Source organism: Burkholderia sp. BCC0322 (genome assembly GCF_902833045.1).
GTDB lineage: Bacteria > Pseudomonadota > Gammaproteobacteria > Burkholderiales > Burkholderiaceae > Burkholderia.
Genome location: NZ_CADFDU010000005.1, coordinates 471,255 through 485,450, shown reverse-complemented (window position 1 = coordinate 485,450; position 14,196 = coordinate 471,255). Strand labels below are relative to the sequence as shown.

The window sequence follows — 14,196 nt, the reverse complement described above, 5'->3', positions numbered from 1 at the left end:
TCGCGTTGCCTGGTGCCGGTGCGCCGCGCGAAGCCTGCGCCGTTGGGTCGAGCGACCGGGCTCGGGCTCAGGCGCCCCGTGGCCGATGCGCGTCTTCGCCGAGGAATCGGTGCACGAACGTCACGGCCATCGCCCCTTCGCCGACTGCCGCCGCCACCCGCTTGACCGAACCCGACCGCACGTCGCTCGCCGCGAACGAACCGGGCACGCTCGTTTCCAGATAGTAGGGCCGGCGCTCGAGCGGCCACACGCGCTCGAACGCCGGGCAGTCGACCAGGTCGCTGCCGGTCACCAGATAACCGCCCGGATTGCGGATGATGTTCGTATCGCGGGCCCATTCGGTGTTGGGCGCGCCGCCGATGCAGACGAACAGGTGCGTCGCCGGCAGCCTGTCGCTCGCACCGTCTTCCGAACGAATCACGATCGCCTCGAGCCGGCCGTCGCCGTGCAGCGCGTCGACGGTCGCACCGTACCGCACCGTCACGTTCGGCGTGCGCTCGATCCGGTCGATCAGGTAGCGCGACAGCGTCGCCGCCAGCGACGCGCCCCTGACGATCATCGTGACTTCGCGCGCGTGCCGCGCGAAGTTCATCGCGGCCTGCCCCGCCGAATTGCCGCCGCCGACGATGAACACGTGCTTGCCTTCGCACATCGGCGCTTCGCTCGACCCCGCGCCGTAGAACAGGCCGGCGTTGAGAAACTTCTGTTCGTCGGGCAGGCCGAGACTGCGGTATTCGATCCCCGTCGCGCAGATGTTCGAGCGCGCGGTCAGGATCGAGCCATCGGCCAGGTCGACGCGTATTTTTCCGTCGACGAACGTCGCGTGCACGCCTTCGCGCATCATCAGCAGCTCGACGCCGAACTTGACCGCCTGCTGGCGCGCGCGCTCGGCCAGCTCGGCACCCGGAATGCCCTCCGGGAACCCCATGTAATTCTCGATCAGCGAACTCGTGCCCGCCTGCCCGCCGATCGCATTGCGTTCGATCACGACGGCCCGCAGCCCTTCCGACGCCGCGTAGACAGCCGCCGACAGGCCGGCCGGACCGGCGCCGTAAATCGAGACGTCGTATTCGATGAAACGCGGCCGGGCCACCCAGCCGAGCTTGGCGGCAATCTCCGGCAGCGTCGGCTGGAACATGCGCGCGCCGTCCGGAAAGACGACGGCCGGCAACCGGATATCGCGCAGCGGCGCGATGCCCAGCTCGCGCGCGCAATCGGTGTCGGACGTCAACTCGCACCATTCGTACTCCACCACGCCGCGCTTCAGGAAGTCGCGGATTGCATAGGCTTCCTTGCTGTTCGGCAAGCCGATTACCTTGACTTTCTGCGACTGCGTCATAAGTGCCTCCCGATGACCGTCATGTCGGATCCCGGCCGGCAATCGCGCCGGCCGCACGCGTGACTGTACGTCCTCCGTGCCCTCCGGGCCGGCACCCTTAATAAGAATTAAGGTGCGCTCGCGACGCGACCGGCCACAATGAACCGTATCCAACCCCGCTCACCGCTTCGCGCCGGCCGTGCTGCGTGTGATCGCCGACGCCGGCGCCGGCATCGGTGCGGAAGATGGCCACGACCTGCACCCGGCAAGCTGCCGAGGATCCAGCGCGAACCTTCCGACCGGCGTAGCGTCGGCGTCGGACGACACCGGCACGGTCGGCGCAACCCGCGGCCGGACAAGACATCATCCGGCGAACCGTGAGGACTGGCGTGCGACGCCACGCATCACGACTCGGCCGGCAACGCACGCCGCGTTTCGAACACGGGAGTCACGCACGATGAAGATCGTCATTGCAGGCGGATCGATCGCCGGCCTCGCGGCCGCGCTGACGCTCGATTGCGTCGGGCACGACGTCACGGTCTGGGAGCGCTCGCCGTCCGCGCTGCGCGGCCAGGGCGGCGGGGTGGCCGTGCTGCGGCGCATGATGGCGTTTCTCGAACGGCATGGCCGTCATTGCCGCCAGACGATCAGCGTGCCGACGCATCGGCGGCGCTGGATCGATCGCGACGGCATCGTCACGCGCGACGAACCGGAAATGCTGCCGTTCTCGTCGTGGGACGCCGTCTATCGCTCGCTGTGCGAGACGCTGCCGCGCGGGCGCATCCGGTACGGCCGCACGGTGACCGGCTTCGAGCAGGACGCGGATGGCGTCGACGTACACGTGGACGACGAACGCATCCGCGCGGACGTGCTGATTGCAGCCGACGGTTCCGGTTCGAACCTGCGCGCGCGCATCTTCCCCGGCTATACGCCATCGTTTGCCGGTTACCTCGCGTGGCGCGGCATCGTCGACGAAGCCGAATTCGACGCCGCCGCGATCGCGTCGCTGGTCGAGAACATGACGCTGCACAAGGCGCCGGGCGAGCTGTTCATGGCGTTCCTGATTCCCGCGCTCGACGGCTCGCTCGCGCCGGGCGCGCGCCGCTTCAACTGGCTGTGGTATCGCAACGAAGCCGATCCCGACGCGCTGCGCCGCCACCTGACCGATCGCGCCGGCCACATCCATCACGCGTCCGTGCATCCGGGGCAGCTTGCCGACGACACCGTCGCGACGCTGCGGCAGCTCGCCGTCGAACGGCTGCCGGCCACCCTGTCGCAACTGGTGCTCGCGACGCGCGCACCTTTCAACCAGGCGATTTTCGACGCACTGAGCCCCGGCTTCGTCGACGGTCGTGTCGCACTGATCGGCGACGCGGCCTGCACCGTGCGCCCCCATACGGCATCCGGTACGTCGAAGGCGGCGAGCGATGCCGTGTCGCTCGCCGAAGCGCTGCCGGCGGACGCGACCGACGTCGTCGCGCGCCTCGCGCAATGGTCGACTCAGCGGCGCGAAGAAGTGACCTCGTTGCTCGACAAGGGTCCGCAGCTTGCCGCGGCGTTCGGTCTCGGCACGCCGCGCTGACGCAGGAACGCGAGCGCCGGATCGGTGCGTGCGCCCGTTCAGAACGTTTCAGCGCAGCTTCAGGAAATGGCGTCGGCGCCCGCGTAGACTGCCTCCACCAACGAGCGCGCCGGCCACGGCCCGCGTGCGGCCCCCACCCTGGAGTAACGACATGATCTCCGCCGCGAATCGCTGCCGCTGGGCAAGCCTGTCATGGCCGCATCGATCGACGATGCCGCCACGCCATCCGGCGGCGCCGACCGGAACGACCGTCGCGAGCGCGTGCACGCCGGGCCGCACACGTCGGCCTGCCCGCCTCGGCAACCGGATCTGCGAAACCGCGGGCAATCGTCACGCGAACGCATGCGGCCGACGCACCGCCCATTGCCCCGCCTGTCCGATGACGCCGGACGAACCGGTTCGCGTGGAGCGCGCATGAAGCACAAACGACTCTGGTTCGGCGCGGCAGGCATCGCGATCATCGGCCTGGCGGTCGCGATCGGCATCATGGTCCGGCCGTCGATCGCGCCGATCGATCCGCCGGCCCGCGCGTCGTTCGATCCGCAACTGATCAAGGCCGGCGCACGCGTGGTCGCGCTGGGCGACTGCATCGTCTGCCACACCGCGAAGGACGGCAAGCCGTTCGCCGGCGGGCTGCCGCTCGCGACGCCGTTCGGCACGATCTACGCGACCAACATCACGCCGGATGCCGACACCGGCATCGGCCGCTGGTCGCAGGCCGCCTTCGCGCGTGCGCTGCGCAGCGGCATCGCCCGCGACGGCCATCCGCTCTACCCGGCCTTTCCGTACATTCACTTCACGCGGATGTCCGACCAGGACATCGCGGCCGCATACGCGTACCTGATGACACGCGAACCGGTGCAAGCGAAGACGCCGGCGAACGACCTGATCTTCCCGCTCAACTTCCGGCCGCTCGTCGCGTTCTGGAACGTGCTGTTCCTGCGCGAAGGCGCGTACCAGCCGGACCCGTCGCAATCCGCGCAATGGAATCGCGGCAAGCTGCTGGTCGACGGCCTCGGACACTGCGCGTCCTGCCATTCGCCGCTGAATGCGATCGGCGGCGAGCAAGCAGGCAAGGCGTTCGACGGCGGCATCGTCGACGGCTGGGAAGCCCCGCCGCTCAATGCGCTCGGCAACGCGGTCCACCCGTGGACGCCAGCGCAACTGGTCACGTACCTGCGCACCGGCCGCGCGAGCGAGCACGGCGCGGCCGCCGGACCGATGCTGCCCGTCACGCGCGATCTCGCGACGGTGCCGGTCGAGGATGTCGAGGCCATCGCGGCCTACATCCTGGCGATCCAGAAGCCGGCCGCCGCACGGCCCGCGACGGCCGTCGCCGAACGCCACGCGACGACGCCTGCCGGCCAGCGCGGTGCGGTGCTGTTCCAGGCGTCGTGCGCGCAGTGCCACGGGCCGGCAGCGCCGATGCAGTCGATCGGCGAGCGGCCGACGCTCGCGTTCGGCACGGCGATCGCCGCCGACACGCCGCGCAACGCGATCCAGATGATGTTCAACGGGATCGGCTGGCATGGCGAGGACACGCTGAACTACATGCCGTCCTACCTCGACCAGTACGACGACGCGCAGATCGCGGACCTCGCCGCCTACCTCCGCGAAACGTACTCCGATCGCCCCGCGTGGAGCGGCATCGACACCCTGGCCGCGAAGCTCAGAAAGGAGGACAGCGCGCAATGATCACCCTCACCGTGAATGGCGTGCGGCACACGCTCGACATCGATCCGTCCACGCCGCTCCTTTACGCGCTGCGCAACGACCTGCACCTGCACGGCGCGAAGTTCGGCTGCGGCCTCGGACAATGCGGCGCGTGCACCGTGATCGTCGACGACAAGCCGATGTTCGCGTGCCTGATCCCGGTGGCCGCGATCGGCGAACGCCGCGTCAGGACCATCGAAAGCCTCGGCACCGCCGAGCATCCGGGCAAGCTTCAGCAGGCGTTCATCGATCATCAGGCGGCGCAGTGCGGTTATTGCATCGCCGGCATGATCATGCGCGCGCAGGCGCTGCTCGAACGCAACCCGAAACCCACCGAACGCGAGCTGCGCACGCACATGGAACCGAATCTGTGCCGTTGCGGCACCCACATGCGGATCCTGGCGGCCGTGCGCCAGGTCTCGGGCTTGCCGGACCCGGAACCTGCAGCCGCTCCGGTCATGATCAGCAAGGGGCTCTGATGAACCCACCCGACGACATCGACGAAGGCCGCCGGCACTTCATGGTTTCCGGCGCGCTGTTCGTCGCGTTCAGCCTCGCACCGGCCGCGCGCGCCGCCGCCGAGGTCGTGATCGCGGACGAAGGCGCCGCCGTCCACGTGGCCAAGGCCACCGAAACGCTGGCCGGCAGCCTGAAGACCAATCCGTTGCTGGACGCGTGGATCAAGATCACGCCCGACGGCAAGGTCACCGTGTTCACGGGCAAGGTCGAGCTCGGCACCGGCGTGCGCACCGCGTTGCTGCAGGTGGCCGCCGAGGAGCTGGACATGAAGCCCTCGCTGATCACGTTCCTGACCGCCGACACCGGCGCGTCGCCGGACGAGGGATTGACGGCCGGCAGCCACACGATGGCGGACAGCGGCTCCGCGTTGCTGAATGCCGCCGCGCAGGTGCGCGGGCTGCTGGTCGACGGCGCGGCCAAGCAGTTCGGCGTCGATGCGCGCCTGCTCACCGTCGCCGACGCGGTCATCAAGGCGCCCGACGGCCGCACGATGCGCTACGGCGACGCGGTGCGCACCGTCGACCTGCATCGCAACGCGACGCCGACCTCGCCGCTGAAGAGTCCGGCCACGTTCGCCGTGATCGGCACGTCGCTGCCGCGCGTCGACATCCCGAACAAGGTCACGGGCGGCGTCAGCTACGTGCAGGACATGGAACTGCCCGGCATGCTGCATGCGCGCGTCGCGATGCCGCCGGTGTACGACGCGCAACTGCTGTCGTTCGACGAAGCCGCGATCCTGAAGCTGCCCGGTGTCGTGCGGATCGTGCGCAACGGCAGCATGCTCGCCGTCGTCGCGCAGGGCGAATGGCAGGCGGTCGTCGCGCAGCGCGCGCTGTCCGCCGGCTGCCGCTGGTCGCCCGGCCGGGCGCTGCCCGATCGCGCGACGGTTCATCAGGACCTGAAGCGGATCGCGACGCAGCGCATCGAGATCGCCGACACGCATGCGCAAACCGCGCCGGCAGCGAAAACGCTGAGCGCCACGTTCCTGAAGAACTACCTGCTGCACGGCTCGATCGGGCCGTCCTGCTCGGTCGCGCATCTCGAGAACGGCACGCTGACCGTGTGGACCCACTCGCAGGGCGTGTACCCGCTGCGCGACGCACTCGCCGAGATGTTGTCGATGCCGAAGGCGAGCGTGCGCTGCATTCACATGGAGGGCTCCGGCTGCTACGGGCACAACGGTGCGGACGATGCGGCCGCGCATGCGGCGCTGATCGCGGCCGCGATGCCCGGCAAGCCGATTCGCGTCCAGTGGATGCGCGAGCAGGAACATACGTGGGACCACTTCACGCCGGCGATGGTCACCGAGCTCAGCGCGTCGCTCGACGCGGGCGGCCGCATCGTCGACTGGCACTACGCGCTGTGGAGCAGCTCGCACAACGAGCGCATCGTCAATGCCGGCCGGCTGCTGCCCGCGCGGATGCTCGAACCGCCGTTCGTCTCCGCGCCGTCCACGCCGATGCTGCAGCCCGAGGGCGGCGGCGATCGCAACGCGATCCCGCTGTACGCGCTGCCGAACATGCACATCGTCAACAACTTCTCGCCGACGATGCCGCTGCAGACGTCGGCGATGCGCTCGCTCGGCGCGCACACGAACGTCTGGGCGATCGAAAGCTTCATGGACGAGCTGGCGCACGCCGCCGGCGTCGATCCGGTCGAATTCCGGCTGCGTCACATGCAGGATCACCGCGCGAGCCAGGTGATCAAGCTCGCCGCGACGAAATTCGGCTGGCCCCGGCCGCCGCGCGAACGCAACCGCGGCGTCGGCTTCGCCTTCGGCAAATACAAGAACCTGATGGCCTACGTCGCGATCGCGGTCGAGGTGTCGGTCGTTCCGGAAACCGGCCAGGTGACGCTCGAACGCGCGGAAGCGGCCGTCGACGCCGGCCAGGTCGTATCGCCCGACGGCATTCGCAACCAGATCGAGGGCGGCATCATCCAGTCCGCGAGCTGGACGCTGTACGAGGCACTGAAATACGATACGCAACGCGTGCGCAGCTTCGACTGGAGCAGCTATCCGATTCTCCGCTTCGGCGCCGCACCGCAAAGCATCAAGGTGCACCTGATCAATCGCCCGGGCGCACCGTTCCTCGGTGCGGCCGAGGCGTCGATGGGGCCGACCGCGGGTGCGCTCGCCAACGCGATCTTCGACGCGAGCGGCCAGCGCCTGCGCGAAATGCCGTTTGCCGGCGAAGGGCTCAGGAAACGCATCGACGCATAGCGGCATCGCACGACCACGACAAATCGCGCCGGCACGAACCGGCGCGGACAACAAACAGGTTGGAGATTTCTGAACGATGGATACCTTGCTTTCGATGCGCGTGTTTACGCGCATCGTCGAGACGGGCAGCTTCACGCGCGCGTCGGACACGACCGGACTCACGACGCCGCGCGTGTCCGCGCTGCTGAGCACGCTCGAACAGCATCTCGGCTGCCGGCTGCTGAACCGCACGACGCGCCGGATCTCGCTGACCGAGGACGGACAGGCCTATTACGAACGCTGCGTCGGCGTGCTGCGCGAAATCGACGACATGGAAGCGGCCGTCTCGCAGGCGCGCAACGTGCCGCGCGGCCGGCTGAAAGTGAACCTGCCGCCGGCCATGGCCAAGCAGATCATGGTGCCCGCCCTGCCCGAGTTTCTCGCCGCCCATCCGGGCATCTCGATCGAACTCGGCGTGACCGATCGCCAGATCGACCTCGTCGGCGAGGGTGTCGATTGCGTCGTGCGGATCGGCTCACTCGACGATTCGGGGCTGGTCGCGAAACGGATCGGCAGCCTCACCACCTGCACGTGCGCGGCCCCCGCGTATCTCGAACGATGCGGCGCACCCGAGACGGTGGACGATCTCGCGCAGCACATCGCAGTCAGCCATATCTCGGCCGATACGGGCCGCCCGCGGTCCTGGGACTACGTCGTCGACGGCGAAACGCGGATCATCCAGATGTGCGGCACGGTCGCGGTCAACGACGCCGACACCTACATCGCGGCCGGCGTCGCGGGCATCGGCCTGATCAAGACCTCGCTGTACCTGGTCGAGCCGTATCTGCAATCGGGGCGCCTGCGCGAGGTGCTGACCGATTTCAACACGCCGCCCCGGCCGATCTCGATCCTGTATCCGCCCAACCGGCATACGCCCGTCAAGCTCAAGGTCTTCGTCGACTGGCTCGCGGGGCTGTTCGCGCAGATTCCGACGCTGCAGGGCAAGCGCGCTTGACACCGGCGCTCGAAACCCGCCGTTGAAACCGATCGTCCGCGCCGCCGCGCGCACCGCATGGATCAACTGAATCAAGACGCGGTTCAGGACGATTCAGTCCGCTCGATCCAGACTGCGCTCATCGGGCTTCGCGATCCGCGACCTCCGCGCCGGAGGCCCGTTTCGAGACGCGCAACATGAAGGTCGCGATCGCCGCGCCGTCCGTCCAGGCCGGTTTCGCTGTCCTCTGTCCCGCCTTCGCCGGCGGCCGCATCGCGTCGGCCGGCGCAGGCGCCCACGCATGAACCCGCACACGGTCCGCCCCCTTTGCGTGGCACGCAATGCTCGATTGCGCCCCGGACCCATTCTCTTGTTATCGATCGATCAATAATCTTGACGGCAATGCGGCGGCTTCCGTTTCGCCGCGACGGCAATCGGAACGCCCGCTCGATGAACGGGCACCCGCCCCCTCTTTTCAAGGAGTCGACGATGTCAGCAGAATCCACCCCGGTTGCGGCCCACGGGCACGCGGTCAAGCTCACGCAGGGCCTCATCCTGCTGTTCGCGTTCAGTTGCGGCGCGATCGTCGCGAACCTGTATTACGCGCAGCCGATCACCGAACTCATCGCGCCGAGCCTGCACATGTCCGGCGAGACCGCGAGCCTCATCGTGTCGCTGACGCAGATCGGCTATGCGCTCGGCCTGTTCTTCATCGTGCCGCTCGGCGACCTGCTCGAGAACCGCAAGCTGATGATCGTCACGGCCGTCGTGTCGATCGCGAGCCTCGCGGCGGCCGCGGTCGTCCAGACGCCCGGGCTGTTCCTCGCGATCTCGCTGCTGGTCGGTTTCAGCTCGGTCGCCGTCCAGATCCTGGTGCCGCTCGCCGCGCACCTCGCGCCGGATCATTCGCGCGGCCGGGTAGTCGGCACGATCATGAGCGGGCTGCTGCTCGGCATCCTGCTCGCGCGCCCGCTGTCGAGCGTCGTGGCCGACGCGTTCGGCTGGCGCGTCGTGTTCGCGGCCGCCGCCGTGCTGATGACGCTCGTGACGGCCGTGCTCGCGCTGACGATCCCGTCGCGTCAGCCCGATCATCGCGCGACCTACTTCGAACTGATCGGCTCGCTGCTGCATCTGGTCCGCACGATGCCGGTGCTGCGCCATCGCGCGTTCTACCAGGGCCTGATGTTCGCGTCGTTCAGCCTGTTCTGGACCGCCGTGCCGGTCGAGCTGACGCGTCACTACGGGCTGTCGCAATCGGCCATCGGCCTGTTCGCGCTCGTCGGTGCGATCGGCGCGACATCGGCGCCGGTCGCGGGCCGCCTCGCGGATGCCGGCCATACCGTGCGGGCGACGCTGATCGCACTGGTCGCCGGCACGCTGGCGTATGCGGTTGCGCTGATCCACGGCGCCGGCCTGTATGGGCTCGTCATCACGGGCATCGTGCTCGATTTCGCGGTGCAGATGAACATGGTGCTCGGCCAGCGCGAGATCTATGCGCTGCATGCGGCGAGCCGCAACCGCCTGAACGCGCTGTACATGACGAGCATCTTCGTCGGCGGCGCGTTCGGCTCCGCGCTCGCGAGCCCGCTGTACGCGCATGGCGGCTGGCCGCTCGTCGCCGCTGTCGCCGGCGCGTTCCCGATCGTTGCGCTGGCGCACTACCTCGCGATCGGGCGTCCGCACGCCGAACGCCACGCACAAGCCTGAACCGGCGCCGGCACCGGTTCACGCGCGACTCCCGCCCGGGCCGTTCGCGCGCCGGAACGCTGCCGGCACGTCACCCGCATCGCAACCGAACTTTCCGCAGGGCCCGCCGCACGATGAGCGGCACCGCCCTGCTCCACGCAAAAGGAATCCGTCATGTCTTCCCTGCTCAGCCACTACGATCTGCGCGGCCTGCCGCTTCCCAACCGTGTCGTGATGGGGCCGATGACGCGCTCGCGCGCGCCGTCGCGCGGCCAGCCGACCGCACTCATGGCCGAATACTACGCACAGCGCGCGTCCGCCGGCCTGATCGTGACCGAGGCAACCAACGTCAGCCCGGCCTCCGCGTCGTTCGAACTGACGCCGGGGCTCGTCACCGACGAGCAAGCGGCCGGCTGGCAGCAGATCACGGACGCGGTCCATGCGAACGGCGGCCGCATCTTCGCGCAGCTGTGGCACGGCGGCCGCGTGAGCTCGCTGACGCTGCTCGGCGGCGACGCGCCGCTGTCGCCGTCCGGCGTCAACGACGATCTCGAGCAGTTGCAGGTGTGGGCGCAATTGCAGAACGGCTATTACACGAAGATTCACGCGACGCCGTCGCGCGCGATGACGACGGACGAAGTCGCCGCGACGGTCGGCGAATTCCGCCAGGCGGCCGGCCGCGCGAAGGCGGCCGGCTTCGACGGCGTCGAGATCCATGCAGCCAACGGCTACCTGCCGCACCAGTTCCTGTCGTCGACGCTGAACCGCCGCGACGACCGTTACGGCGGCTCGGTCGCGAACCGCGCGCGCTTCCTCGAGGAAGTCGTCGACGCGGTCGGCGGCGTGATGCCGCTCGACCGCGTGGGCGTGCGCATCTCGCCGTACGCGCAGTACAACAACGTGCGCGACGCCGATCCGGATGCGACGTACGCCTACGTCGGCCGCATGCTCGACGAAGCCGGCGTCGCCTATCTGCACGCGGCGGATACCAACGGCTGGAGCGGCGAGCCCGACCTGCCGCGCATCGTCGAGCACACGCGCAAGCACTTCGGCGGCACGCTGATCGTCAACGGCGGCATCGCGCCGGATGCCGCGCATGCGCTGATCGATGCGGGCGACGCCGATCTCGTCGCGTTCGCGCGCGCGTACATCGCCAACCCCGATCTCGTCGAACGCCTCGCGGCGAATACACCGCTCGCCACGCCGAAGACGGCCGGCTGGTATGGCGGCGACCGCGCGGGATACGTCGACTATGCGCGTCACGACGTGGCGGCCCGGAACGCCTGAGCCCGCCCCGGCGGCAGCCCGGGGCGACAAGCGCCGGGCCGCTCCGCCGACCGGCGAAGTCGGCCGGATCGTCCGGAACGAACCCGTCAGGCGTCTTTCCAGCGCGCGCCCAGCACGCGTCCGCAGAAATTCGGCCGGTGAAAATCCGGATCGGCGCGCTCGAGCACATCCGCGCTCCACGTGCCGAACGTCGACGCCGGCCGGTGCGCGACCCCGCGTGCGATCGCGTCGAGAAACGCGTCGCCGAACCCGTCGCCGCGCGGGTAGGCGGCGAGCAGCGCCCGCCGCTCGTCGGCCGAATACGCGTCGAAGCCGGTTGCCATCAGGTCGGTCGATACGGCGGACGCCAGCGCACGCGCGAGCGGCGACACACGCGCGGCCACGCCGGGCGTCGTATGCAGCGCGATCGCGCGCCACACGTCGTCGCGCAGGCGCTGCGACGTCTGATGGCGCAGCAGGAACGCCTGCGCGGCATCGGCGCTGTCGAGCTCGTAGCGCTCGGTCGAGCGGCCATACGCGGTGCTCAATCCCATGTTCGCGTACATCGCGGCCACGTACAGCGCATCCGCATCGAGTGTCTCGCCTGCCCGGCGCGCAGCCAGCGACGCGAGGACGAACACCCGGCAAGCGTGATCGGTGATCACCCGCGGTAGCGACGCGCATGCCGCTTCGGCGGCCTCGATCGCCATCGGCGTCCGGGGAATGCGGACGCCGGCGACTTCGTCATCGGCCCGTGCGCAGGTGTGCGCAGCACTCATTTCGTCTCCTTCTGCCCCGCGCAGGGGGCGAATCATCATCTATTCATCGCGCGACACGTGCCGGGGTGGCCGGTCTGCCCGTTGACCGACGCCATCCTAAAACGCGACACCGGGTTGACCGAATGCTTCGCACTGCTCGACAGCCTCCCGCGCGGCCACATGAAGGCGCTGCGCGAAACGACGCCCGTGGCCGCGCGCGAAACCGGCGTCCGCGCCGTCGCCGGCCGCCGCGCGCGGCTGCGCCGAAGCGGCCGGACGACGTTGGCCGGTTCCGCCGGCGCCGCCGAATTCGGCCACCGGCGACCACGCGGGGCTGACCGGCAGCGGCGGCGGCGCGAGCGGCGCGAACTCGTCGTCCGCATGCACGACCTTGCCGTCGACGACCGTCAGCACCGACGACAAGGATTTGATCAGTGGTTCGTCGACCGTGAAGTAGTCGTCCGTCAGCACCGCGAAATCCGCGTACTGGCCGGGCACCAGCGCGCCCTTGCGGTCGTCCTCGCTCGAGAACCATGCACTGCCGACCGTGTAGCGGCGCAGCGCTTCCATCCGGCTGAGCCGGTTGCGTTCGGGATAGAGCGCCGTGCCGCCGACGGTGCGCCCGGACACCATCCAGTACAGCGACACGAACGGGTTGTAGCTCGCGATGCGCGTCGCGTCGGTGCCCGCGCCGACCGGCAGCCCGGCCGCCAGCATCGCGCGGATCGGCGGCGTGCGCGTGGCCGCTTCCGCGCCGTAGCGCGCAATGAAGTACTCGCCCTGGAACGCCATCCGGTGCTGGACCGTCACGCCGCCGCCGAGCGCGGCGATGCGCGCGATGTTCGCATCCGAAATGGTCTCGCAGTGGTCGAAGAACCAGCGCAGCCCGTCGAACGGCATGTCGCGGTTCACGGCTTCGAGCACGTTCAGGAAGCGGCCGATCGATTCGTCGTAGGTCGCGTGCAGCCGGAACGGCCAGCGGTGCCGCACCAGCAGCCGCACCACCGCGGCCAGTTCGGCCTCGAGCGCTTCGGGCAGATCGGGGCGCGGTTCGAGAAAATTCCCGAAGTCGGCCGCGGAGTACACCAGCAGTTCGCCCGCGCCGTTCATCCGCAGGAACGCGTCGCCGTCGCCGGGCTTGGCCAGCGTCACCCAGCGCGCGTAGTCGTCGAGTTCCCGTCCGGGATGCTGCACGAACAGGCTGTATGCGATGCGCACCGTCAGTTCGCCGCGCCTGGCGAGCGCCAGGATCGGGCCGTAGTCGTCGGGAAAGGCCTGGAAATCGCCGCCGGCGTCGATCGCGCTCGTCACGCCGAGGCGGTTCAGTTCGCGCATGAAGTGCCGCATCGAATTCATCTGGTCGTCGTGACCGAGCTTCGGGCCCTTCTCGAGCGCGGTGTGCAGGACGGCCATGTCCGGTCGCGCGATCAGCATGCCGGTCGGCCTGCCGAGGCGATCCCGCTGGATTTCGCCGCCGGGCGGATCGGACGTGTCGCGGCCATAACCGATCGCGCGCAGCGCGGCCGCGTTCAGCAGCGCGCTGTCGCCCAGGTGCATGATGAAGACCGGCGTGTCGGGCGCGATCGCGTTGAGTTCGGCCACCGTCGGCCCGCGCTTCTCCGCGAACTGGAATTCGGTCCAGCCGCCGACCACGCGCACCCACTGCCGCGCAGGCGTGCGCAGCACTTGGCGGTGCAGCATGGCGAGCGCATCGGCCAGCGTCGGCACGCCGTCCCAGCGCAGTTCCAGATTGAAATTGAGGCCGCCGCGGATCACGTGCAGGTGCGAATCGTTCAGCCCCGGGATCACGGTACGGCCGTTCAGGTCGATGCGCAGCGTGTCGGCGCGCGCGTGGCGCATCACGTCGGGCTCGCCGCCGGCCGCGAGGATCCGGCCGTCCTTCACCGCGAGCGCGGTCACGAACGACTGCCGGTCGTCCTGCGTCGCGATCTTGCCGTTGTATACGATGAGGTCCGCCGATTCCGCGGGTTCCGTCGCCTTAAGCACCGTCCGGCCTCCTGCTTGCCCCGAAAGCCGGCACACGGTCGCACGCGGCATGCACCCGGATTGACGATACACGGACCATCCACTTCCCCTTGAACATTGAACGATCGGACCGGCAGGCCGCGGCGCGATGGCGCGGCGGCGTCTTGCACGGGT

At 69.2% G+C, this 14,196-nt stretch carries 10 protein-coding genes; 7 read left to right on the top strand and 3 right to left on the bottom strand.

Annotated elements, in window-relative coordinates:
* Nucleotides 1-67: 67 nt before the first annotated feature.
* The gene (locus HWX39_RS18100; protein ID WP_175969403.1) at nt 68-1,339 is read right to left on the bottom strand and encodes an FAD-dependent oxidoreductase; all 1,272 of its coding nucleotides are present in this window, start codon (nt 1,337-1,339) and stop codon (nt 68-70) included.
* 436 nt (nt 1,340-1,775) lie between these two features.
* On the opposite strand from HWX39_RS18100, the gene HWX39_RS18095 reads away from it, so the two are divergent.
* The 7 genes from HWX39_RS18095 to HWX39_RS18065 all read left to right on the top strand — a co-directional run bounded on the left by HWX39_RS18095 (nt 1,776) and on the right by HWX39_RS18065 (nt 11,299).
* Nucleotides 1,776-2,900, top strand: a complete 1,125-nt coding sequence (locus HWX39_RS18095; protein WP_175969349.1) for an FAD-dependent monooxygenase — start codon at nt 1,776-1,778, stop codon at nt 2,898-2,900.
* 414 nt (nt 2,901-3,314) lie between these two features.
* A complete protein-coding gene (locus HWX39_RS18090; RefSeq protein WP_175969348.1) occupies nt 3,315-4,595 on the top strand; it encodes a c-type cytochrome in 1,281 nt (426 codons plus the stop codon).
* Nucleotides 4,592-5,092: a (2Fe-2S)-binding protein gene (locus tag HWX39_RS18085; RefSeq protein WP_175969347.1), complete on the top strand. Its 501-nt coding sequence runs from the start codon at nt 4,592-4,594 to the stop codon at nt 5,090-5,092. Before HWX39_RS18090 ends, HWX39_RS18085 begins: the two co-directional genes overlap by 4 nt.
* Nucleotides 5,092-7,353 (top strand): molybdopterin cofactor-binding domain-containing protein, encoded by a 2,262-nt coding sequence (locus HWX39_RS18080; protein WP_175969346.1) that lies wholly within the window; start codon nt 5,092-5,094, stop codon nt 7,351-7,353. The genes HWX39_RS18085 and HWX39_RS18080 overlap by 1 nt, the downstream gene beginning before the upstream one ends.
* Nucleotides 7,354-7,429: 76 nt before the next feature.
* A complete protein-coding gene (locus HWX39_RS18075; protein WP_175969345.1) occupies nt 7,430-8,347 on the top strand; it encodes a LysR family transcriptional regulator in 918 nt (305 codons plus the stop codon).
* A gap of 468 nt (nt 8,348-8,815) precedes the next feature.
* A complete protein-coding gene (locus tag HWX39_RS18070; protein ID WP_175969344.1) occupies nt 8,816-10,033 on the top strand; it encodes an MFS transporter in 1,218 nt (405 codons plus the stop codon).
* Between the two features lie 153 nt (nt 10,034-10,186).
* Nucleotides 10,187-11,299 (top strand): alkene reductase, encoded by a 1,113-nt coding sequence (locus HWX39_RS18065; protein ID WP_175969343.1) that lies wholly within the window; start codon nt 10,187-10,189, stop codon nt 11,297-11,299.
* Nucleotides 11,300-11,385: 86 nt separating this feature from the next.
* On the opposite strand, the gene HWX39_RS18060 is transcribed toward HWX39_RS18065, so the two are convergent.
* The gene (locus HWX39_RS18060; RefSeq protein ID WP_175969342.1) at nt 11,386-12,057 is read right to left on the bottom strand and encodes a phosphohydrolase; all 672 of its coding nucleotides are present in this window, start codon (nt 12,055-12,057) and stop codon (nt 11,386-11,388) included.
* Between the two features lie 96 nt (nt 12,058-12,153).
* Nucleotides 12,154-14,043: an amidohydrolase gene (locus tag HWX39_RS18055; RefSeq protein ID WP_244135047.1), complete on the bottom strand. Its 1,890-nt coding sequence runs from the start codon at nt 14,041-14,043 to the stop codon at nt 12,154-12,156.
* Nucleotides 14,044-14,196 lie beyond the last annotated feature (153 nt).

Coding starts and splice junctions, on each gene's coding strand:
- HWX39_RS18070 (WP_175969344.1), top strand. CDS start 8,816: ATGTCAGCAGAATCCACCCCGGTTGCGGCCCACGGGCACGCGGTCAAG.
- HWX39_RS18075 (WP_175969345.1), top strand. CDS start 7,430: ATGGATACCTTGCTTTCGATGCGCGTGTTTACGCGCATCGTCGAGACG.
- HWX39_RS18080 (WP_175969346.1), top strand. CDS start 5,092: ATGAACCCACCCGACGACATCGACGAAGGCCGCCGGCACTTCATGGTT.
- HWX39_RS18100 (WP_175969403.1), bottom strand. CDS start 1,339: ATGACGCAGTCGCAGAAAGTCAAGGTAATCGGCTTGCCGAACAGCAAG.
- HWX39_RS18060 (WP_175969342.1), bottom strand. CDS start 12,057: ATGAGTGCTGCGCACACCTGCGCACGGGCCGATGACGAAGTCGCCGGC.
- HWX39_RS18090 (WP_175969348.1), top strand. CDS start 3,315: ATGAAGCACAAACGACTCTGGTTCGGCGCGGCAGGCATCGCGATCATC.
- HWX39_RS18065 (WP_175969343.1), top strand. CDS start 10,187: ATGTCTTCCCTGCTCAGCCACTACGATCTGCGCGGCCTGCCGCTTCCC.
- HWX39_RS18095 (WP_175969349.1), top strand. CDS start 1,776: ATGAAGATCGTCATTGCAGGCGGATCGATCGCCGGCCTCGCGGCCGCG.
- HWX39_RS18085 (WP_175969347.1), top strand. CDS start 4,592: ATGATCACCCTCACCGTGAATGGCGTGCGGCACACGCTCGACATCGAT.